Origin of the sequence: Branchiibius sp. NY16-3462-2, from assembly GCF_001594145.1 — a bacterium.
Taxonomy (GTDB): Bacteria; Actinomycetota; Actinomycetes; order Actinomycetales; family Dermatophilaceae; genus Branchiibius.
On sequence record NZ_LVCF01000035.1, the window covers coordinates 34,453 to 55,815 of the forward strand.

The following is a 21,363-nucleotide window of genomic DNA, read 5'->3' on the forward strand; positions in this document are numbered from 1 at the left end:
GTGATCGACCGGTTGGTGCAGGAGCGAGCTATCGAGGGCTGAGAAAGCCCTGCCTAGCTGCCGCCTGCCCGACCACCACAAAGGACTGAATTCACATGGAAACCGCCGAGATCCGGCGCCGCTGGCTGACCTATTTCGAGAATCGCGATCACACGGTGGTGCCCAGCGCCCCACTGATCTACGACGATCCGAACCTGCTGTTCGTCAACGCCGGCATGGTGCCGTTCAAGCCGTATCTGCTGGGTCAGCAGACTCCGCCGTGGCCGCGCGCCACCAGCGTGCAGAAGTGTGTGCGCACCGGTGACATCGAGGAGGTGGGCAAGACCTCGCGGCACGGCACGTTCTTCCAGATGAACGGCAACTTCAGCTTCGGTGACTACTTCAAGCAGGGCGCCATCGAGCTGGCGTGGGGGCTCATCACCACCTCGCAGACCCAGGGCGGCTACGGCCTGGACCCGGAGCGGATCTGGCCGACGGTCTTCCGCGACGACGACGAGGCGTTCGCGCTGTGGCGCGACCTGATCGGTGTTCCCGCCGAACGCATCACCCGACGGGACGAGAACGATAACTACTGGCACATGGGCGTCCCCGGACCGGGCGGACCGTGTTCGGAACTGTTCTACGACCGCGGCCCGGAGTATGGCGCGGAGGGCGGCCCGGCGGTCGATGAGGACCGCTACATGGAGTTCTGGAACCTGGTCTTCATGCAGGACGACCTGTCAGCGGTGCGATCCAAGGCGGACTTCGATGTCGCGGGACCGCTGCCGGCCCAGAACATCGACACCGGAATGGGCCTGGAGCGGATGGCGAGCCTGCTGCAGGGGGTGGACAACCTCTACGAGATCGATGAGGTCTTCCCCGTGCTGGACAAGGCGGCCGAGATGACCGGGAAGAAGTACGGCGCGCACTCGGGTCACGCCGCGAGTTCCAGCCACCCCGACGACGTCCACCTGCGGGTGGTGGCCGACCACGTGCGCTCCTCGCTGATGCTGATCGGCGACGGTGTCACCCCCGGCAACGAGGGCCGGGGATACGTGCTGCGCCGGATGTTGCGCCGCGCCGTACGGGCGATGCGCCTGCTCGGCTACGAGGACGTCGCCCTGCCGCACCTGCTGCCGGTCAGCAAAGACCGGATGAAGGCCTCCTACCCGGAGCTGGAGACCGACTTCGCGCGGATCAGCCAGATCGCCTACGCCGAGGAGGACGCCTTCCGGCGCACCCTCGCGCAGGGCATCACCATCCTGGACACTGCTGTGGCCGACGTGAAGGCGAAGGCGAACGGTGGCTCGGCGACCCTGGGCGGCGACCAGGCGTTCGCGCTGCACGACACCTACGGCTTCCCGATCGACCTGACCCTGGAGATGGCCGCCGAGCAGGGCGTCGCCGTCGACCAGGACGGTTTCCGCACGCTCATGCAGGAGCAGCGCGCGCGGGCCAAGGCCGACGCGAAGGCCAAGAAGCACGGTCACGCTGACACGGAGGTCTGGAAGGAACTGCGCGAGCTCGGTGCGACGGATTGGATTGCCTACCAGTCACTTTCGGCCGAGGGCACGGTCCGCGGTCTCGTCGTGGACGGTGAGCAGGTCGCTGAGTTGCAGCCGGGTCAGACCGGTCAGGTCGTACTGGACCGCACCAGTTTCTACGCCGAGTCCGGTGGTCAGATCGCCGACTCGGGGACCATCACGGCCGACGGTTCCACGCTGAAGGTCATCGACGTACAGCGCCCGGTCAAGGGTCTGGTCGTGCACACCGTGACGGTCGAAGGTGGCCCGGTCACCGTCGGCAGCGCGGCGTACGCGCAAGTCGATCCGGATTGGCGGCTGTCCGCCTGCCAGGCGCACTCCGGCACCCACGTCGTGCACGCGGCACTGCGCCAGGTGCTCGGTCCGTCGGCGTTGCAGTCCGGCTCGTACAACAAGCCGGGCTACCTGCGGTTGGACTTCGCCTGGAACTCCGCGCTGTCCGAGGCGACCCGGTCCGAGATCGAGGAAGTCGCCAATCTCGCTGTGCGACAGGACCTTCCGGTCAGCGCGCAGTACATGACGCTGCCCGAAGCCAAGGAATGGGGCGCCCTGGCGCTCTTCGGCGAGACCTACGACGAGGAAGTCCGCGTCGTGGAGATCGGTGGTCCGTGGTCGCGTGAGTTGTGCGGTGGCACGCACGTGGCGCACTCCAGCCAGGTGGGTGCGATCAGCCTGACCGGCGAGTCGAGCGTGGGTTCGGGCGTACGCCGAGTGGAGGCCATGGTCGGTATCGACGCGTTGCGCTACCTGGGCAAGGAACGCACACTGCTGTCGCAGATCACCGGTCTGCTGAAGGCGCAGTCCTCCGAAGAACTGCCCGAGCGGATCCACGAATTGCTCACGCGCGTCAAGGAATCCGAGCGGGAGATCGCGCGTCTGCACCAGCAGCAGCTGCTTGCTGATGCCGGCCGCCTGGTCAACGAGGCCAGCGACGTCTACGGCGTGCAGTTCGCCAGCGTCGACCTCGGGGACGGGGCCGCCGACGATGCGCGCACCCTGGCGATCGACCTCCGTCAGCGGTTCGGCAACGACCGTCCCGCGGTCGTGGCGGTGACGGTGACCGCGAAGGGGCGCCCGTCGATCGTCGTCGCGACCAACGAGGCGGCCCGCCGGTGGGGTGTGCAGGCCGGTGCCCTGGTCAAGGTGGCCGCCGGAGTCCTCGGCGGCGGTGGCGGTGGCAAGCCGGACCTCGCACAGGGTGGCGGCACCAATCCCGCCAAGACCGGCGAGGCTCTGGAGGCGGGCGAGCACGCCATCGGGTCGACCGTCCCCACCCGCTGAGCCAGCACGGTGTCGGCAGCACGCATCGGGATCGACGTCGGGGCGGCCCGCGTGGGCGTGGCCGTCACCGACCCCGACGGTCTCGTGGTTCTACCGCTGACGACGTTGCAGCGCGACGCCACGAACGACACCGACATCAGCCAGGTGGCCGACCTCGTGGCCCAGCGTGAGGCGGTGGCGGTCATCGTCGGCCTGCCGCTCAACCTGGACGGCTCCGACAGCGCCTCCACCCAGGCGGCCCGGGACTGGGCGACCCGGTTGAGCCAGCTGATCGGCGCCACGCCGGTCCATCTGGTTGACGAGCGCCTGACCACCGTTTCGGCGTACCGTGACCTGCGAGACGGAGGAAAGAACGCCCGGCAGGCGCGGGACTTCATCGATCAGCAGTCCGCTGCCCTTATTCTTCAAAACGCACTGGACACAGAACGAGCCACCGGCCGCCCGGCCGGGGTGCGCGTCGGGGGGCGCAAGCCGAGGCATCGTCGTAAGCGCGACGATGTTGCGAAAGGGTGAACATGGACGAGGCCAACTTGTCGGAGTCGATCTTCGGCTCAGGCGGTTCGCCAACCCCCCGCGGGCCGGCTGACCCGGCCCAGGCGCGTCGTCCGGAGGAAGTTTCAGCCGAAGAACCCGTCCGTGAACCCCTGCCGGCTCCGGCCGCCCCCTTGACCCGTCGGGTCATCCGTGAGCGCGAAGAGGCGTTCGCCCAGGACGAGGACGCCGTTCCTGAGGACGCGCATCTGCACCATCCGGCGTTCTCCGATCAGGATCCGCACCTCGAGCGTTCGAAGGTCCGCGCCCGCCGCGGCTGTCTGGCGATCCTGCTGGTGCTCGCGCTGCTGCTCGCTGGCGCGTTCTTCGCGGTGAAGAACCTGGGGGGATCCCTGTTCAGTAGCAGTTCCTCCTCGCAGGAGAGCACCGACTACACCGGCAACGGGAGCGGATCGGTGCAGATCGTGGTGCGCAAGGGCGACAGTGGCGCAGCCATCGGCGAAACCCTGGAGAAGGCTGGTGTCGTGAAGTCCGCCGGCACCTTCGCCGTCGTCGCCGGATCCACCCCGGGCTTCACCTCGATCCAGCCGGGCACCTACACCATGCGCAAGCAGATGAGTTCCGCTGCAGCGGCGAGCCTGATGCTGGAACCAGGCACCCGGGATGCCGGTGCGATCGTGCGCGAGGGCCTGTGGAACAGCGAGATCTTCGCCCTGCTGTCCAAGGAGACCGGTGTCCCTGTCGCGCAGTACCAGAAAGTCACCGGCGCACAGGTCGGTCTGCCGGCCGACGCGAAGGGCAACCTGACCGGGTGGCTGTTCCCCTCGACGTACCAGTTCGCACCGGGCACCACGGCGGTCCAGCAGCTCAAGACCATGGTCGACCTGACCAAGACCAACCTGAAGTCGGTCGGGATCGATCCGGACAACGCGCAACGAACCCTGATCATCGCCTCGTTGGTGCAAGGTGAGGCTGATCCCGCCAAATACGGCGGCAAGGTCGCCCGGGTGATCGACAACCGCCTGAACCCCGCGGTCGACAAGGGTCAGACCAACGGACTGCTCGGCCTGGACAGCACGGTGAGTTTCGCGGAGGGTAAGCGGTCGCTGACCAACGCGGCGGCCGCGCGGGAGTCCACGAGTCCCTACAACACCTACCGGGTGCCGGGCCTGCCCCCGGGGCCGATCGGCAACCCGGGCTTGGTGGCGATCAAGGCGGCGCAGAATCCGACCCCAGGTCCATGGCTCTACTTCGTGACGGTCAACACCACTACCGGCGAGACCCTCTTCTCCACCACGTTGGAGCAATTCAACGCGGATACCGAAAAGTTCCGCCAGTTCTGCGCTGACAACCCGGGGAAGTGCTGATCGCTCGTGGCACATCGGGCTGCGGTCCTCGGTCAACCTATTGATCACTCGCTGTCCCCGCTCCTGCACCGCACGGCGTACGCCGAACTCGGGCTCACCGACTGGACCTACGAGCGCTTTGAGGTGGGGGCCGGCGAGTTGGCCGCTTTCCTGGCCGGGCGCGACGACCCCTGGCGGGGGTTCTCGGTCACCATGCCGGTAAAGGAGGACGCCTTTGCGATCGCGGCGACCCGCTCCCGGGTCGCCGAGCGCACCGGCGCGGTCAACACCCTGGTGCGTACGCCGGGTGGCTGGGCCGGTGACAACACCGACGTGTACGGCGTGCGGCAGGCCCTCCTCGACGCCGGGCTGGAGCCCGCGGCGGTGCGCGGCGGCGTACCGGTCATCCTCGGCAGTGGTGCCACGGCGCGCTCGGCACTGGCTGCGCTCACCGATCTCGGGGCCACGCGGGTCGGATTCGTGGTGCGTGACCAGGTACGACCCGCCACGCTTGCCCAGGCCGCGGGCGACGGCGTCTCCCTCGGGGCGGCCGACGTCCCGGATGCCCCGGTCGTGGTCAACACGGTGCCGGGCGATGCGGCCGACGGATATGCGTCGTTGTGGGCCGGGTCGACCCGGACCGGTCAGGTCGTCCTCGACGTGCGGTACGCGGCGGACCGTACGCCGCTCGGAGCGGCCGTCACGACGGCCGGTGGGCAGTTGGTCGGCGGGATCGAGATGCTCGTGCACCAGGCGGCCGCCCAGGTCCGGTTGATGACCGGGCACGATGCCCCGCTGGCTGCGATGCAGGTGGCGGGGCGCACTGCGATGGCCGCACGCTGACACACGTCGTCGGCCCCGCGGCGTGCGTGGGAGGATTCAGACATGCTGCGTTGGTTGACCGCGGGGGAGTCACATGGCCCCGCACTGACGGCCGTGATCGAGGGGATCCCGGCCGATGTCCAGGTGACCGTGCCCATGCTGCAGGACGCGTTGGCGCGTCGGCGACTGGGTTACGGGCGCGGTGCGCGGATGAGCTTCGAGAAGGACCAGGTCACCCTGACCGGCGGGATCCGGCACGGGCTGAGCATGGGTTCCCCGATCGCCATCACGATCGCCAACACCGAGTGGCACAAGTGGGAGACCGTGATGAGCCCGGCCCCCGTGGCCACCGAGGACCTCGAACGCGCCAACGACGTCGGGGCGCCGCAGGAGCTGGCCCGCAACAAACCCCTGACCCGGCCGCGACCGGGGCACGCCGACATGGCGGGTATGCAGAAGTACGGTTTCGAGGACGCGCGCCCGGTCCTGGAGCGGGCCTCGGCGCGGGAGACCGCTGCCCGGGTCGCGCTGGGCACGGTTGCCGCCGCGTTGCTGCGGCAGGCGTACGGCATCCGTCTGGTCGCGCACACCGTGGCGATCGGGTCGGCGTCCGTGGCTTCCGATAGTCCGTTGCCGACACCGGATGACGTTGCGGCGCTTGATGATTCGCCGGTCCGCAGTCTCGATGCGACCGGCAGTGCGGCCATGGTCGCCGCGATCGACGAGGCCAAGCAGAACGGAGACACCCTCGGCGGTGTCGTCGAAGTACTGGCGTACGGCGTGCCGCCGGGTCTGGGCTCGTATGTGCAGGCCGACCGGCGACTGGACGCGCGGCTGGCCGGAGCGCTGATGGGTATCCAGGCGATCAAGGGAGTCGAAGTCGGCGACGGCTTCGACGTGGCCCGGCAGCCGGGTTCGCAGGCGCACGACGAGATGGTGCCCGACGAGGAGCGCATCACGCGGCTGAGCAACCGCGCCGGTGGTATCGAGGGCGGGATGAGCAACGGCAGCATCGTGCGGGTCCGCGCGGCGATGAAGCCCATCTCCACGGTGCCCCGGGCGTTGCGCACGGTGGACGTCGCGACGGGTGAGGCGGCCACCGCGATCCATCAACGCTCTGATGTGTGTGCGGTGCCGGCTGCCGGCGTCGTCGCCGAGGCGATGGTCGCCCTGATCCTGGCCCAGGCGGCGTTGGAGAAGTTCGGTGGCGACAGCGTGGCCGAGACCGCCCGCAACCACCAGTCCTACCTGGCCGCGATCCCGGCCGCGATGCGCACGTGGTGAGCGCCGCGCCGCACCCCGCTGCAGTCCTTATCGGGCCGCCCGGAGCGGGCAAGAGCACCGTGGCCGCCGAGATCGCAGCCAGCACCGGCTGGGAGCACCTCGACACCGACGACGTCATCGTCGAGCAGGCCGGTATGCCGATCTCGGACATCTTCGTCGAGCACGGTGAGGCACATTTCCGCGGGCTCGAAGCCGACGTCGTTCGCCAGTCCCTGACCGGTCACGACGGCATCCTGTCCCTGGGTGGCGGCGCACCGATGCACCCGGACACGGCCGCCCTGTTGGACGGGCACGTCGTGGTCTTCCTGGACGTGGACGTCTCCGAGGCGGCCCGGCGCGTGGGGATGAACACGGCGCGGCCGCTGCTGGCGATCAACCCGCGGGCCCAGCTCAATGCGCTGCTCAAAGAACGCCGCCCGCGGTACCAGGAACTCGCGACGTTCACCGTCGACACCACCGGGCGCGAGCCGCAGGACATCGCAGCCGAGATCCTGACCCGCCTGGAGGAACTGGCATGACGGCGGTCATCTCGGTCGGCGGCGACTACGACGTCACCATCGGGCAAGGCGTCCTGGACCAGGTGCCGGCCGCTCTGCCGCCCGGGGTGCTGCGGGTGCTGATCGTGCACGCCCCGGTGATGGCGGCTGCTGCGTGGGCGTTGGAGGATGCGTTGGCGCATCAGGGGATCGGCGCGATCCTGGCGCCGCTGCCGGATGCCGAGGCCGCCAAGACCGCCGAGGTGACGGCGTGGCTGTGGGGACTGCTGGGGGAGGCCGGTTTCACCCGCTCGGACGCTGTCGTGGCGATCGGCGGCGGCGCGACGACTGACCTCGGGGGCTTCGTGGCCGCGACCTGGTTGCGCGGTGTGCCGGTCGTGCAGGTGCCGACGACGCTGCTGGGCATGGTCGACGCGGCCGTGGGTGGCAAGACCGGCATCAACACGGCCGAGGGCAAGAACCTCGTCGGTGCGTTCCATCCGCCCGCTGCGGTGATCGCGGACCTTTCACTCCTGCGCACCCTGCCACGCGAGGATCTGGTGGCCGGTCTGGCCGAGGTCATCAAGTGCGGCTTCATCGCCGACCCGGTAATCCTCGATCTGGTCGAGGCCGACCCGCAGGCCGCCCTCGACGTGGATGGCGAGGTGCTGCCCGAACTCATCCGCCGCGCGGTGCAGGTCAAGGCCGACGTGGTGGCCGCCGACCTCAAGGAATCCTCGCTGCGCGAGATCCTGAACTACGGGCACACCTTCGCGCACGCCATCGAACAGGTCGAGCACTACACCTGGCGGCACGGTGACGCGGTCGCGGTCGGGATGGTCTATGTCGCGGAGTTGTCCCGGTTGGCCGGCCTGATCGACGACGACCTGGTCCAGCGGCACCGGGCGGTGCTGTCGAGCGTGGGTCTGCCCACGGCGTACGCCGAGGGGGACTGGGACGCGCTGCTGACGGCGATGCGCCGGGACAAGAAGACCCGCGGCGACCTGCTGCGGTTCGTGGCCCTGACTGCGGTCGCCCAACCGACCCGGCTGGAAGGCCCCTCACCGGAGGACCTGAGGGCGGCGTACGACGCCGTTTCGGATTGAGCCCCGCGCATCGGTAGGATGGTCGGTCGTGGCTACGACGAATGATTTGAAGAACGGCATTGTGCTCAACATCGACGGTCAGCTGTGGACCGTCGTCGAATTCCAGCACGTCAAGCCGGGCAAGGGCCCGGCGTTTGTGCGCACGAAGCTGAAGAATGTCCTGTCCGGCAAGGTCGTCGACAAGACCTTCAACGCCGGCGTCAAGGTCGAGACGGCGAACGTCGACCGGTCGGACATGCAGTTCCTGTACAAGGACGGCAACGACTTCGTCTTCATGGACACCAAGGACTACGACCAGATCTCCATCCCGGCCGAGACCGTCGGTGACGCCGCGAACTACATGCTGGAGAACCAGGAAGCGATCGTCGCCCGGCACGACGGCACCGTGCTCTACGTTGAACTTCCGGTCTCTGTCGTTCTGGAGATCACCCACACCGAGCCGGGTCTACAGGGCGATCGCTCCACCGGTGGCACCAAGCCGGCGACCCTGGAGACCGGCGCCGAGATCCAGGTGCCGCTGTTCCTGGAGACCGGCACCAAGGTCAAGGTCGACACCCGCGACGGTTCCTACCTCGGTCGGGTCAGCTGACCCGTGGGCGCTCGCACCAAGTCCCGCAAGCGGGCGCTCGACATCCTCTTCGAGTCCGAGCAACGCGGTATCAACGCCGTGACGCTGCTCGAGGAGCGGGTCGCGGTGCCCGTCACCCAGGCACCAGTGAACGACTACACCCAGACGCTGGTGCGCGGTGTCGTCGACCACTGGGGTGTCATCAACGAGGCGATCGCGACCTACAGTCGCGACTGGCCGATGGACCGGATGCCCGCGGTCGACCGCGCGCTGCTGCGAGTTGCCGTGTGGGAGTTAGTGTTCGGACCGGAGGACGTGCCGGAGTCGGCGGCCATCGCCGAGGCGGTCGGCCTGGCGCGCGAACTGTCGACCGATGAGTCACCGCGTTTCGTCAACGGTCTGCTCGGACGCATCGCAGAGGTGAAGACCACCCTGGTCTGACGCGCCGGCGGGTTACCGTGGCGCATGCGCATCCGGTCGGCCCTGCTGGTGCTGCTGGCCGTGGTGGCGTTGCTGGTCCCGGTTCCGCTGGCCTCGGCCGCCACGTCGCTCGATCTGTCCGTGGCGGTCCGTGCGGAGCCCTCTGGTGCTCCGGTGTCCCTGGACACGACGGTCTATTTGCCGGATGGCACCGGCACCCACCCGGCGGTGCTGCTCGCGCACGGCTTCGGCGGCTCCAAGGACTCGGTCCAGTCGCAGGCTTCGTCGCTGGTCGACGACGGCTTCGTCGTGATCACCTACAGCGCTAGGGGTTTTGGCAAGTCCGGCGGCAAGATCCATCTGGACGACCCCGACTACGAGGTCGCCGATGCCCGCGCGGTGATCAGCGCGGTGCTGGCGTCACCGGCCGGTTCCCGGATCCTGCTGGACAAGCCAGGGGATCCGCGCCTGGGCGTCGCCGGTGGGTCGTACGGCGGGGCGCTGGCCTTGATGCTGGCCGCGACCGATCCGCGGGTGGACACCGTGGTCGCCTCGATCACCTGGAACGACCTGGCGCAGGCGTTCTTCCCCGACCATGCGGGTACGGCGATCGCGTCCTCTCCCGGCGCCGCACCGTCCGGTGGGGTGACCGGGCCGCTGAAGCAGCAGTGGGCGTCGTTGTTCTTCCTGGGCGAGGCGGGCGCCAGCAGCCGGGCCGCGGGTTCGGCGGACGCGACCGATCCGGTGTTCGGCGACTCCACCGCGTCCGCTGCCGCACCGCAGCCCTCTGTCAGCGCGCCGACGTCCTCGCAACCGCAGACCAGCGATCCGTGTGGCCGGTTCGACCCGACGATCTGTGCGGGATTCCTGTCCGCGTCGAGTTCGGGACAGCCGAGCGCCGAACTGCTTGCGATGCTGCGTGCGCACAGCCCGGCGGCCTTCTTGTCCCGGTTGAAGGTGCCGACCTTCCTGGTGCAGGGAATGAACGACACCCTGTTCGGCGTCGACCAGGCGGACGCCACCGCGCGGACCCTATCTGCGCAGGGCACGCCGGTGGCGATGCGCTGGATGGACGGCGGGCACGACGGGACCTCTTCGACGCAGGCTGCCGACGACCAGGCACAGGTCACGTGGTTACGGCACTACCTCCTGCGCGATGCGGCCACTGTGCCGGCGTTCGTGTTCGCCGATCCGCTCGGCCGCCGACAGAACACGGCGACGTTGGAGCGGGCGTCCGGGTCGTCGTACGTCGATGCGGCGACGTGGCGCGACCAGCCGATCGACGGTTCGACCCAAGCCATCATCAGCCCACCGGGTGGTCTCCCGGTATCGAACACGCTACTGCCACAGGCCGCTTCGCTCGGGGCAAGTCTCCCGACGTATTCGCTCGCCGCGCTGCCGGGTCTGAGCGCGGCGTACGACACCCCGGCGTTCACCGCACAGACCAAGGTCGTCGGCGCACCGCGATTGAAACTGACGGTCCGCTCCAGCGGGCCGGTCAGCACCCTCTTCCTCAGTGTGTGGACGGTCAACGGCGGCACCGCGACGCTGGCCCGATCGCTCGTCGCCCCGGTCCGGGTGACGGGTCCGGTCGGGCAGGCGCACACCGTTGACGTGTCGCTGCCGGCGGCAACCTGGAACTTCCCGGCGGGGACGTCGCTGCGGGTTCTCGTGACGCCCACGGACAGCACCTTTGCCAATAGCACTGTGGCGCGGGCTGATTCGGTGTCGATCTCGCAGTTCCAGCTGCCGCAGGTCGCATCGGTCGCGCTGCCGGCCGCCGGGTCGGGGGGAGTGGACCGGGAGAGTCTCGGCGTCGCCCTGGCCGTCGCCGCGCTGTTGGCAGTCTTCGGGCTCTGGGCGTGGCGGGATCGGCGGGCGGTGGCGCCGGCGGACGCCGCGTTGGCGGACGTGCCGCTGGTGGTGTCCGGGCTGACTCAGACCTTCAAGGACGGCCACCGTGCGGTGGACGACGTGTCGTGGCGGGCGGAGAGCGGGCAGATCGTCGGGTTGCTCGGTCCCAACGGTGCCGGCAAGACGACCACGTTGCGGATGATGCTGGGGCTGATCCGCCCGGACGCAGGGGAGACCCGCATCCTCGGTGATCAGGTCGTGCCCGGCGCTTCCGTGCTCGCCCGGGTGGGCGCGTTGGTGGAGGGACCGGGCTTCCTGCCGCACCTGACCGGCCGGGCGAACCTACAGGCGTACTGGGCCGCGACCGGACGCGCGGCCGCCGAGGCGCACTATGACGAAGCGCTGTCCGTTGCCGCGCTGGGGGATGCGATCGACCGGCCGGTGCGGTCCTACAGCCAGGGCATGCGGCAACGGCTCGGCATCGCCCAGGCCATGCTGGGTCTGCCGTCGGTGCTGATCCTGGACGAACCCACCAACGGGTTGGACCCGCCGCAGATCGCGGCGATGCGCCCGATCCTGCAGGAGTACGCCGCGGGCGGGCGGACCGTGATCGTCTCCAGTCACCTGCTGGCCGAGGTGGAGCAGACCTGCACGCACATCGTCGTGATGAACGCCGGTCGCGTGGTGACGACCGGTCCGGTGGCGGAGCTGGTGGCCAACAGCGATACGACGGTGCTGGAGGTGACGTCGTTGGATGGCTTGTCAGCGCTGAAGGCCGTGCCCGGGGTCGAGGTGTCGGTGGTGTCGGACACCGAAGTGGTGGTGACGTCCTCCCTGCCGCGCGCTTCGGTGGTGGCCGCGGCGGTGGGCGCCGGGATGGCCGTGACCGGGGTCAGCAGTCGCAAACATCTGGAGGAAGTCTTCCTGGGCATGATCGCCTCATCCAGTGCATCGGCGGACGTTTCGCCGGACGCCCTGCGACGGATCCGGGACCGCTGATGGCCCACCCACTGTCGATCAGAGCCGAGGCGCGGCGCCAACTGGGGCGCCGGCGTACGTTGTGGTCGTTCGTCCTGGTCCTGGCGCTCCCGCTGGTGCTCATCGCGGCGTTCGCCTTCGGGTCGCGGGGTGGTTCCGGGACGTCGCTGGTGTCGCTGGCGACCAGTGGAGCGGCGAATTTCGCTCTCTTCACAACGTCTTCGGCCGCACAGTTCCTCCTGATCGTGCTGACTGCGCTCTTCGTGGGGGATGCCGTGCCATCGGAGGCATCGTGGTCCTCGCTGCGGTACCTCTTGGTCGCACCCGTGCCCCGCTCCCGGCTGCTTACCTCGAAACTGATCGTCGGCCTGCTGACCGTCGCGCTGGCGGTCGTGGTGCTGGTGGGGTGGTCGGTGTTCGTGGGCGGCCTGGCGTATGGCTGGTCGTCGTTCTCGGTGCCCGGCGGCGGGACGCTGGACTGGTCGGTGTTCGGCTGGCGGCTGCTGGGGGTCGCTGTCTACGTGATCATCCTGATGCTGACGGTGGCCGGGATCGCATTCTTCTTCGGTGTCCGCACGGATGCGCCGCTGGCCGCAGTCGGTGGCGCTGTGCTGGTCACGATCATCAGCACGATTCTCGGCCAGATCGATAACCTCGGGTCGCTGCGCAACGGGCTGCCGCTGTACTACGACCGGGCGTGGTTCGACCTGCTGTCGCCGTCGGTGGACTGGATCGCGATGCGGCACGGAGCGTTGTGGTCGGTGCTGTGGTTCACGGCCTTCGTGGGATTGGCGTACGCCGTGTTCCGCCGCAAGGACATCCTCAGCTGAGCGGCTCCGACGAAACTGCCAGGTTTTTGTGAGCGCTCTCACAGCTGGCCCACTGATCAGGCCATGATGGGCGGATGGGTGATCTGCTGGCGGGGCTGACCGTGTGGTGGTTGCAGGTGTTCACCCTCCTGGTGCTCGGTCTGGGAGTGCTGGCTATGGTCGCCCTGCTGGTCGTGCTGGTGGTTTATCGGCGCAAGCCCGCCAAGGCTGGCAGCGGTTCGTCGTCAGCCGGTCCGCTCCGGTAGCATCGAGCGAAACCATCCTTTAACGATTCCGTCCTGTGAGGCGGCGAAGGAGGTCGACAACGCGTGTGCCCAAACACTGAGCGTTCAGACTCTGCCCTGTCCGGCGATGCAGCTATTGATGATCCCGGCGTTGGCAGAGTCGTTCTGTCTTCGGCGGACATCAGCCGCGCGATCCGCCGCATCGCCCACGAGATCCTCGAGCGCAACAAGGGCGCCGACGACCTGATCGTGCTGGGGATCCCGACCCGCGGCGCCGAACTCGCCCACCGCCTGGTCAAGGAGCTGGCCGCCGTCGAAGGGGTCGATGTGCCGGTGGGTGCCCTCGACATCACGATGTACCGCGACGACCTGCGTCGTCAGCCCACCCGGCCGGCGCAGCGCACCGAGATCCCGGCCGGCGGCATCGACGACAAGATCGTGGTGCTGGTCGATGACGTGCTCTACAGCGGACGCACCGTCCGCGCCGCGCTCGATGCGCTGGGTGACCTGGGCCGGCCACGCGCCGTACGTCTGGCGGTCCTGGTGGACCGGGGACACCGCGAACTACCGATCCGCGCCGACCACGTCGGCAAGAACCTGCCGACCTCCAGCAGTGAGCGGGTCCAGGTCCGGCTGGGCGGCATCGATGACACCGAGGAGGTCCGCATCTCATGAAGAACCTGCTGTCCGCGGCTGACCTGAGCCGCGACGAGATCGGCCAGATCCTGGACACGGCCGCCGAGATGCACGACGTGCAGCGGCGTGAGGTCAAGAAGCTGCCCGCGCTGCGTGGACGGACCGTCGTCAACCTGTTCTTCGAGGACTCGACCCGCACCCGGTCCTCCTTCGAGATCGCCGGTAAGTGGTTGTCGGCCGACGTGATCAACGTGTCGGCGAAGGGGTCCTCGGTGAGCAAGGGCGAGTCCCTGCGTGACACTGCGCTGACCATCGCGGCCATGGGCGTCGACGGCATGGTCATTCGCCACCACGCCAGTGGCGCGCCGCACCAGGTCGCCCAGTGGGTCGACGCGGCCATCGTCAACGCCGGTGACGGCACGCACGAGCACCCGACGCAGGCGTTGCTGGACGCCTACACGATGCAACAGCGACTCGGCGACCTCGAAGGCAAGCACGTCGCGATCGTCGGTGACCTCACGCACTCACGGGTCGTGCGGTCCAACCTGCTGTTGCTGAAAACCCTTGGCGCACAGGTCACCCTGGTGGCACCGCCGACGTTGATGCCCAGCGGCATCGTCGAGTGGGCGAAGGCCGACGGGTTCACCCTCAGCCAGGACTTCGATGCGGTGCTGCCGACCGTCGACGCGGTGATGATGCTGCGGGTGCAGAAGGAGCGGATGACCGGCGGCTACTTCCCAACGCCGCGCGAATACACCGTGCACTACGGCCTGACCCGCGATCGGCTGAAACTGCTGCCGGACCATGCGGTGATCTGCCACCCGGGACCGATGAACCGCGGTCTGGAAATTGCCGCCGATGCGGCCGACGAAGCGCGCTCAAGCATCCTGGACCAGGTGTCGGCCGGGGTGGCGGTGCGGATGAGCGTTCTGTACTACCTGCTGGGAGGCGCAGCGTGAAGACCATCATCAAGGGCGCGAAGGTCCTGGGGGACAAGGCGGCTGACGTTCTGATCGAGGACGGGGTCATCACCTCGCTCGACGGAGGCACGGCCGACCGGACGATCGACGCCGACGGACTGGTCCTGCTGCCCGGTCTGGTCGACCTGCACACCCACCTGCGCGAGCCGGGCCGCGAGGACGCCGAGACGGTGGAGACCGGTTCGCGGGCTGCCGCCGCCGGCGGGTTCACCGCGGTCCTGGCGATGGCCAACACCAACCCGGTCACCGACACCGCGGAGGCTGCTGAGCACGTCTACGACCTCGGGCGGCGGGCCGGTCTGGTGGATGTCCAGCCGGTGGGTGCGGTCACGAAAGACCTTGCGGGAGAACAACTTGCGGAGCTCGGCCTGATGGCTCGCTCGCGCGCGCAGGTGCGTGTTTTCTCCGACGACGGCCGCTGTGTGCACGACGCCCGGCTGATGCGCCGGGCGCTGGAGTACATCCGCAGCTTCGGCGGCGTGATCTCCCAGCACAGCCAGGACCCGCGGCTGGCCGATGGTCAGGCCTGCTGCCACGAGGGCGAGATCTCCGGGCGCCTGGGTCTGCCCGGCTGGCCGGTCGTTGCCGAGGAAGTCATCGTCGCGCGTGACGTCATGTTGGCCCGGCACACCGGCAGCCGCGTGCACGTCGCGCACGTGTCGACCGCTGGCTCGCTGGACGTGATCCGGTGGGCCAAGAAGCAGGGCATCGCGGTGACCGCCGAGGTCACGCCGCACCACCTGATGCTGACCACCGATCTGCTGACCGGCTACGACCCGGTCTTCAAGGTCAACCCCCCGCTGCGCCCGGACGAGCACGTGACCGCGCTGCGCGAGGGGTTGGCCGACGGCACGATTGATGCCGTCGCCACCGACCACGCTCCGCATGCCCGGCACGACAAGGAGCACGCGTTCGCCGAGGCCGCCTTCGGGATGCTCGGGCTGGAGCAGGCGCTGCAGGTGGTGAACACCACCATGGTCGCGACCGGTGCGATGACCTGGGCGCAGGTGGCTGAGGTCATGTCCGTGACGCCCGCCCGGATCGCCGGACTCAGCGGCCACGGACGACCGATCCAGGTCGGTGAGCCGGCCAACCTGACGCTGGTCGATCCCTCCGCGAAAGTCACCGTCGATGCCACCGCGTCGTACTCCCTGTCCCGCAACAACCCCTGGGCCGGAAGGGAACTCACCGGCCAGGTGCACACCACGCTGCTACGCGGCGTACCCACGTTTGAGCTTCAGACCCAGCCGCAGGAGGCCACCGCATGACCGACATCCTCACCGGCCGCGAGCCGGCCGTCCTGATCCTGGAGGACGGTACGACGTTCGCCGGGCAGGCGTACGGAGCGATCGGATCGACGTACGGCGAAGCGGTCTTCTCCACCGGCATGACCGGCTACCAGGAGACGCTCACCGACCCCAGCTACCACCGTCAGGTGGTCGTGATGACCGCGCCGCACGTCGGCAACACCGGCGTGAACGACCAGGACTCCGAGTCGCGCAAGATCTGGGTCAGTGGGTACGTCGTGCGCGACCCTGCCATCCGGCCCTCCAACTGGCGCTCGACCAAGACCCTGGAGGACGACCTGCGCGACCAGGGCATTGTCGGGATCTGCGACATCGACACCCGGGCCCTGACTCGCCACCTGCGCGAACGCGGTGCGATGCGCGTGGGCATCTTCTCCGGTGCCGAGGCGGCAGGTGCCAGCGTGCAGCAGGTGAGTGACCAGCCGCTGATGGCCGGCTCCGAGCTGGCCTCGGAGGTGGCGACCAAGGAGGCGTACGTCGTGCCGCCCGTTGGCGAGAAGCGGTTCACCGTCGCTGCTGTCGACCTGGGCATCAAGGCGATGACACCGGCCCTGATGGCCCAGCACGGGATTGAGGTCCACGTGCTGCCGGCCACGACCACGTTTGCGGAGATCGAGGCGATCAAGCCCGACGGGGTCTTCTTCTCCAACGGCCCCGGCGACCCGTCGACCGCCCCCCAGGTCGAACTGCTGCAAGAGGTGCTCGGTGCGAAGATCCCGTTCTTCGGGATCTGCTTCGGTAACCAACTACTCGGCCGGGCGCTCGGCTTCGGCACGTACAAGCTGAAGTACGGTCACCGCGGGATCAACCAGCCGGTGATGGACCGCACCACCGGCAAGGTCGAGGTCACCGCCCACAACCACGGCTTCGCAGTCGACGCGCCGCTGGACAAGGACAGCGAGACCGACTTCGGCCGGGTCCGGGTCTCCCACGTCAACCTCAACGACGACGTGGTGGAAGGGCTGGAATGCCTTGATATCCCGGCGTTCTCAGTGCAGTACCACCCGGAGGCAGCGGCCGGTCCGCACGATGCGGCCTACCTCTTCGATCGGTTCGTCGAGCTGATGAGCAACCAGCAGAAGGAGAACAACTGATGCCCCGCCGCGAGGACATCACGTCCGTCCTGGTCATCGGATCCGGCCCGATCGTCATCGGACAGGCCTGCGAATTCGACTACTCCGGCACCCAGGCCTGTCGGGTGCTGCGCGAGGAGGGCCTGCGCGTCATCCTGGTCAACTCCAACCCGGCCACGATCATGACCGACCCGGAGTTCGCCGACGCGACCTACATCGAGCCGATCAACCCCGAGGTCGTCGAGTCGATCATCGCCAAGGAGCGCCCCGACGCGGTGCTGGCCACCCTCGGTGGGCAGACCGCGCTGAACACCGCGATCGCGTTGCACGAGAACGGCGTCCTGGAGAAGTACAACTGCCCGCTGATCGGTGCGAGCGTCGAGGCGATCGAACTCGGTGAGGACCGCGAACGCTTCAAGGGCGTTGTCGAGCGCTGCGGTGCGGAGTCGGCAAAGTCCTTCATCTGTCACACCATCGACGAATGCATCACGGCCGCAGGTGAACTCGGCTATCCGCTGGTGGTGCGACCGTCCTTCACGATGGGTGGGCTCGGCTCCGGCTTCGCCTACGACGAAGCCGACCTGCGCCGCATCGCGGGGTCCGGTCTGCACGCCAGTCCCACCACCGAGGTGCTCCTGGAGGAGTCCATCCTGGGGTGGAAGGAGTACGAACTCGAGGTCATGCGCGACCGTGCGGACAACGTCGTGGTCGTCTGTTCGATCGAGAACGTCGACCCGGTCGGCGTGCACACCGGTGACTCCATCACCGTGGCTCCGGCGCTGACCCTAACCGACCGCGAGTACCAGCGGATGCGCGACATCGGCATCGCGGTCATCCGCGAGGTCGGTGTCGAGACCGGTGGCTGCAACATCCAGTTCGCGATCGACCCGGAGAACGGGCGGATCATCGTCATCGAGATGAACCCCCGCGTCTCGCGCTCGTCCGCCCTGGCTTCCAAGGCGACCGGCTTCCCGATCGCCAAGATCGCCGCCAAGATGGCGATCGGCTACACCCTGGATGAAGTGCCCAATGACATCACGAAGGAAACACCGGCCAGCTTCGAGCCGACGCTGGACTACATCGTGGTGAAGGTGCCGCGGTTCGCCTTCGAGAAGTTCCCGGCGGCCGACCCGACGTTGACCACCACCATGAAGTCCGTCGGTGAGGCGATGTCGATCGGGCGCAACTTCACCGAGGCGCTGCAGAAGGCGCTGCGCTCGATGGAGCGCAAGGGTGCGGCGTTCCACTGGGACCCGGATAACGAGCCGAGCAAGGAGATGGGTCGGGCCCTGCTGGAGCAGGCCAAGACCCCCACCGACGGCCGCATCGTCCTGGTGCAGCAAGCACTTCGTGCCGGCCTCAGCGTTGAAGAGGTCTTCGACGCCACCAAGATCGACCCGTGGTTCCTTGACCAGATCGCGTTGATCAACCAGGTGGCCGAGATCGTGAAGGACGCAGCGGAGCTGACGCCAGAACTACTGCGGATGGCCAAGAAGCACGGCTTCTCCGATGCCCAGTTGGCCCAGCTGCGCGCCATGCCCGAGGCCGTCGTCCGCGGTGTCCGGCACGCGCTGGGAGTGCGCCCGGTCTACAAGACGGTCGACACCTGCGCGGCCGAGTTCGCCGCCAGCACGCCGTACTACTACTCCTCCTACGACCAGGAGACCGAGGTACTCCCGCGGGAGAAGCCGGCCGTGTTGATCCTCGGCTCCGGTCCGAACCGCATCGGTCAGGGTGTGGAGTTCGACTACTCCTGCGTGCACGCGTCGTTCGCGTTGCGCGACGAGGGCTTCGACACCGTCATGGTCAACTGCAACCCGGAGACCGTCTCCACCGACTACGACACCTCCAGCCGGCTCTACTTCGAGCCGCTCACCCTGGAGGACGTGCTGGAGGTCTACCACGCCGAGCGCACCGCAGGACCGATCGCCGGAGTCATCGTGCAGTTCGGTGGCCAGACACCGCTCGGCCTGGCCGAAGCCCTTGCAGCAGAAGGGGTTCCGATTGTCGGCACCTCACCGGAGGCGATCGACCTGGCCGAGGACCGTGGCGCGTTCGGCCGTGTCCTCGCCGAAGCCGGACTGCCGGCCCCCAAGCACGGCACCGCCTACAGCGCCGCCGAGGCCCTGCAAGTCGCGCGCGGCATCGGCTACCCGGTGCTGGTGCGCCCGTCCTACGTCCTGGGCGGACGCGGGATGGAGATCGTGTACGACGACCCGACGCTGACCGACTACGTCACCCGGGCGACGACCGCCTCGCCGGAGCATCCGGTGCTGGTAGACCGCTTCCTCGACGACGCGATCGAGATCGACGTCGACGCGCTGTACGACGGCACCGATATCTACCTCGGCGGGATCATGGAGCACATCGAGGAGGCCGGGATCCACTCCGGTGACTCCGCGTGTGCGCTGCCGCCGGTGACCCTGGGCGCGGAGGAGATCGCCCGGGTCCGCGAATCCACCCTGAAGCTGGCTGAGGGGATCGGGGTGCGCGGTCTGATGAACGTGCAGTTCGCGCTGGCCCAGGACATACTCTACGTGCTGGAGGCCAACCCGCGGGCCAGCCGCACCGTCCCTTTCGTGGCCAAGGCGACCGGAGTCCCGCTCGCCAAGGCCGCGGCGCGGGTGATGTTGGGCGCCTCGATCAAAGAGCTGCGCGCCGAGGGTCTGCTGCCCGCAGAAGGTGACGGCACGACGTTGCCGCCGGACACCGCGATCTCGGTCAAGGAAGCCGTGTTGCCCTTCAAGCGGTTCCGGACCAAGGACGGTGAGGTCGTCGACAGTCTGCTCGGCCCGGAGATGCGCTCGACCGGTGAGGTCATGGGCATCGATCGCGACTTCGGCTCGGCGTTCGCCAAGAGCCAGCTCGGCAGTGTCACCGGGCTGCCGCGGGCGGGCAAGATCTTCGTCTCGGTCGCCAACCGCGACAAGCGCGCGATGATCTTCCCGGCCAAGCGACTAGCGGATCTCGGATTCACACTACTCGCGACGGCCGGAACCGCAGATGTGTTGCGCCGCAACGGAGTTCACGCGCAAGTGGTTCGCAAGCACAGCGACGGCCGCGGCCCGGACGGTGAGCCGACCATTGTCGACATCATCCTGTCCGGTGAGGTCGGGATGGTCGTCAACACGCCCTCGGGTCAGGGTGCGCGCGCCGACGGTTACGCCATCCGGGCGGCAACCACGAGCGTCGACCGGCCGATCATCACCACGGTCCAGCAACTGGCCGCGGCGGTGCAGGGGATCGAGGCGCAACTGGCCGGTCCGATGCGGGTGAAGTCCCTGCAGGAGCACGCCCGTGAGCTTCGGTAAGCGCCTCGCCGAGCAGGTCGACCGGTTCGGCCCGTTCTGTCCGGGCATCGACCCGCACGCGGCCCTGCTGAAGGCCTGGGGGCTGGCCGACGACGTCGAGGGCCTGCGGGTCTTCGCCGAGATCTGTGTCGAAGCGTTCGGTGGCCAGGTGGCGGTCGTCAAACCCCAGTCCGCGTTCTTCGAGCGCTTCGGTTCCGCGGGTATCGCGGTCCTGGAGGATGTGCTGGCCGGGCTGCGGGAGGCGGGCACGCTGAGTCTGCTGGATGTGAAGCGCGGCGACATCGGTTCCACGATGGGTGGCTATGCGGACGCCTACCTGAGCGAAGCATCACCCTTGCGCGCGGACGCCATCACGCTCTCGCCGTACCTCGGCTTCGGGTCGCTCCAGCCGGCCATCGACCTGGCCGCCGAGACCGGGCGCGGCATCTTCGTCCTGGCCCTGACGAGCAACCCGGAGGCGGCGCACGTCCAACAGGCGACGTACGCCGGGCGCCCAGTGGCCGCCGAGGTGATCGACCGCGTCGGGCGGCTCAACTGCGCCGCGGACCGGTTCGGTGACGTCGGCATGGTGGTGGGAGCCACCACCGGCAAACAGTTGGCAGATCTCGGACTGACCGATGCGCTGGCCGACGCGAAGGCGCCGCTTCTGGCACCCGGCCTCGGTGCGCAAGGTGCGACCTTCGAAGATGTCCGCCGCGGGTTCGGTCCCGCCGCTAGTCTCGTCCTACCAGCGAGTTCCCGGGAGGTACTCGCCGCAGGGCCGGTCGTTGCGGATCTGCGGGAGGCCGCCCGGGACGGCAACGAGGCCGCGCGGTAGGTTCGGCGGGCGTTCCCGTCCTACCGATCGCAGCG

Annotated in this window: 18 protein-coding genes; all 18 read left to right on the top strand. The window is 68.5% G+C overall.

Features of this window, described 5'->3' with window-relative positions; all coding sequences use genetic code 11:
- Window positions 1–95: 95 nt before the first annotated feature.
- The 18 genes from alaS (at window position 96) to pyrF (ending at window position 21,328) form a co-directional block, all read left to right on the top strand.
- Window positions 96–2,804: an alanine--tRNA ligase gene (gene alaS / locus AZH51_RS09590; RefSeq protein ID WP_291523634.1), complete on the top strand. Its 2,709-nt coding sequence runs from the start codon at window positions 96–98 to the stop codon at window positions 2,802–2,804.
- Between the two features lie 9 nt (window positions 2,805–2,813).
- Window positions 2,814–3,317, top strand: coding sequence for a Holliday junction resolvase RuvX (gene ruvX, locus AZH51_RS09595; protein WP_291523636.1), 504 nt, complete (start codon window positions 2,814–2,816; stop codon window positions 3,315–3,317).
- Window positions 3,318–3,319: 2 nt separating this feature from the next.
- Window positions 3,320–4,663: an endolytic transglycosylase MltG gene (gene mltG, locus AZH51_RS09600; RefSeq protein WP_291523638.1), complete on the top strand. Its 1,344-nt coding sequence runs from the start codon at window positions 3,320–3,322 to the stop codon at window positions 4,661–4,663.
- 6 nt (window positions 4,664–4,669) lie between these two features.
- Complete coding sequence (locus AZH51_RS09605; RefSeq protein WP_291523640.1) at window positions 4,670–5,485, top strand: shikimate dehydrogenase; 816 nt, start codon at window positions 4,670–4,672, stop codon at window positions 5,483–5,485.
- Between the two features lie 42 nt (window positions 5,486–5,527).
- The gene (gene aroC, locus AZH51_RS09610) at window positions 5,528–6,748 is read left to right on the top strand and encodes a chorismate synthase (RefSeq protein ID WP_291523642.1); all 1,221 of its coding nucleotides are present in this window, start codon (window positions 5,528–5,530) and stop codon (window positions 6,746–6,748) included.
- A complete protein-coding gene (locus AZH51_RS09615; RefSeq protein WP_367188041.1) occupies window positions 6,745–7,266 on the top strand; it encodes a shikimate kinase in 522 nt (173 codons plus the stop codon). Before aroC ends, AZH51_RS09615 begins: the two co-directional genes overlap by 4 nt.
- Window positions 7,263–8,330, top strand: a complete 1,068-nt coding sequence (gene aroB / locus AZH51_RS09620; protein WP_291523646.1) for a 3-dehydroquinate synthase — start codon at window positions 7,263–7,265, stop codon at window positions 8,328–8,330. Before AZH51_RS09615 ends, aroB begins: the two co-directional genes overlap by 4 nt.
- A gap of 28 nt (window positions 8,331–8,358) precedes the next feature.
- Complete coding sequence (gene efp, locus AZH51_RS09625) at window positions 8,359–8,919, top strand: elongation factor P (RefSeq protein ID WP_291523648.1); 561 nt, start codon at window positions 8,359–8,361, stop codon at window positions 8,917–8,919.
- A gap of 3 nt (window positions 8,920–8,922) precedes the next feature.
- Window positions 8,923–9,339: a transcription antitermination factor NusB gene (gene nusB, locus AZH51_RS09630; protein ID WP_291523650.1), complete on the top strand. Its 417-nt coding sequence runs from the start codon at window positions 8,923–8,925 to the stop codon at window positions 9,337–9,339.
- 24 nt (window positions 9,340–9,363) lie between these two features.
- Window positions 9,364–12,171 carry an alpha/beta fold hydrolase gene (locus AZH51_RS09635; protein ID WP_291523652.1) on the top strand — a complete coding sequence of 936 codons (2,808 nt, stop codon included), beginning with the start codon at window positions 9,364–9,366 and terminating at the stop codon, window positions 12,169–12,171.
- Entirely contained in the window at window positions 12,171–12,980 is an 810-nt protein-coding gene (locus AZH51_RS09640; protein ID WP_291523654.1) for an ABC transporter permease, read from the top strand. Before AZH51_RS09635 ends, AZH51_RS09640 begins: the two co-directional genes overlap by 1 nt.
- Before the next feature lie 74 nt (window positions 12,981–13,054).
- The gene (locus tag AZH51_RS09645; protein WP_291523656.1) at window positions 13,055–13,225 is read left to right on the top strand and encodes a hypothetical protein; all 171 of its coding nucleotides are present in this window, start codon (window positions 13,055–13,057) and stop codon (window positions 13,223–13,225) included.
- A 96-nt stretch (window positions 13,226–13,321) separates the two neighbouring features.
- Window positions 13,322–13,879 carry a bifunctional pyr operon transcriptional regulator/uracil phosphoribosyltransferase PyrR gene (gene pyrR, locus AZH51_RS09650; protein WP_291524267.1) on the top strand — a complete coding sequence of 186 codons (558 nt, stop codon included), beginning with the start codon at window positions 13,322–13,324 and terminating at the stop codon, window positions 13,877–13,879.
- On the top strand, window positions 13,876–14,799 hold the full coding sequence (locus AZH51_RS09655) for an aspartate carbamoyltransferase catalytic subunit (RefSeq protein WP_291523658.1): 924 nt from the start codon (window positions 13,876–13,878) through the stop codon (window positions 14,797–14,799). The genes pyrR and AZH51_RS09655 overlap by 4 nt, the downstream gene beginning before the upstream one ends.
- Entirely contained in the window at window positions 14,796–16,088 is a 1,293-nt protein-coding gene (locus tag AZH51_RS09660; protein WP_291523660.1) for a dihydroorotase, read from the top strand. Before AZH51_RS09655 ends, AZH51_RS09660 begins: the two co-directional genes overlap by 4 nt.
- Window positions 16,085–17,221 carry a glutamine-hydrolyzing carbamoyl-phosphate synthase small subunit gene (gene carA, locus AZH51_RS09665; RefSeq protein WP_291523663.1) on the top strand — a complete coding sequence of 379 codons (1,137 nt, stop codon included), beginning with the start codon at window positions 16,085–16,087 and terminating at the stop codon, window positions 17,219–17,221. Before AZH51_RS09660 ends, carA begins: the two co-directional genes overlap by 4 nt.
- Complete coding sequence (gene carB / locus AZH51_RS09670; RefSeq protein WP_291523665.1) at window positions 17,221–20,511, top strand: carbamoyl-phosphate synthase large subunit; 3,291 nt, start codon at window positions 17,221–17,223, stop codon at window positions 20,509–20,511. Before carA ends, carB begins: the two co-directional genes overlap by 1 nt.
- Window positions 20,498–21,328 carry an orotidine-5'-phosphate decarboxylase gene (gene pyrF / locus AZH51_RS09675; RefSeq protein WP_291523668.1) on the top strand — a complete coding sequence of 277 codons (831 nt, stop codon included), beginning with the start codon at window positions 20,498–20,500 and terminating at the stop codon, window positions 21,326–21,328. The genes carB and pyrF overlap by 14 nt, the downstream gene beginning before the upstream one ends.
- Window positions 21,329–21,363 lie beyond the last annotated feature (35 nt).

What these genes read in the sequence shown, in the direction of transcription:
- alaS (WP_291523634.1), top strand. Translation starts at nt 96, where the DNA reads ATGGAAACCGCCGAGATCCGGCGCCGCTGGCTGACCTATTTCGAGAAT.
- mltG (WP_291523638.1), top strand. Translation starts at nt 3,320, where the DNA reads ATGGACGAGGCCAACTTGTCGGAGTCGATCTTCGGCTCAGGCGGTTCG.
- aroC (WP_291523642.1), top strand. Translation starts at nt 5,528, where the DNA reads ATGCTGCGTTGGTTGACCGCGGGGGAGTCACATGGCCCCGCACTGACG.
- aroB (WP_291523646.1), top strand. Translation starts at nt 7,263, where the DNA reads ATGACGGCGGTCATCTCGGTCGGCGGCGACTACGACGTCACCATCGGG.
- AZH51_RS09635 (WP_291523652.1), top strand. Translation starts at nt 9,364, where the DNA reads ATGCGCATCCGGTCGGCCCTGCTGGTGCTGCTGGCCGTGGTGGCGTTG.
- AZH51_RS09640 (WP_291523654.1), top strand. Translation starts at nt 12,171, where the DNA reads ATGGCCCACCCACTGTCGATCAGAGCCGAGGCGCGGCGCCAACTGGGG.
- AZH51_RS09645 (WP_291523656.1), top strand. Translation starts at nt 13,055, where the DNA reads ATGGGTGATCTGCTGGCGGGGCTGACCGTGTGGTGGTTGCAGGTGTTC.
- AZH51_RS09655 (WP_291523658.1), top strand. Translation starts at nt 13,876, where the DNA reads ATGAAGAACCTGCTGTCCGCGGCTGACCTGAGCCGCGACGAGATCGGC.
- carA (WP_291523663.1), top strand. Translation starts at nt 16,085, where the DNA reads ATGACCGACATCCTCACCGGCCGCGAGCCGGCCGTCCTGATCCTGGAG.
- carB (WP_291523665.1), top strand. Translation starts at nt 17,221, where the DNA reads ATGCCCCGCCGCGAGGACATCACGTCCGTCCTGGTCATCGGATCCGGC.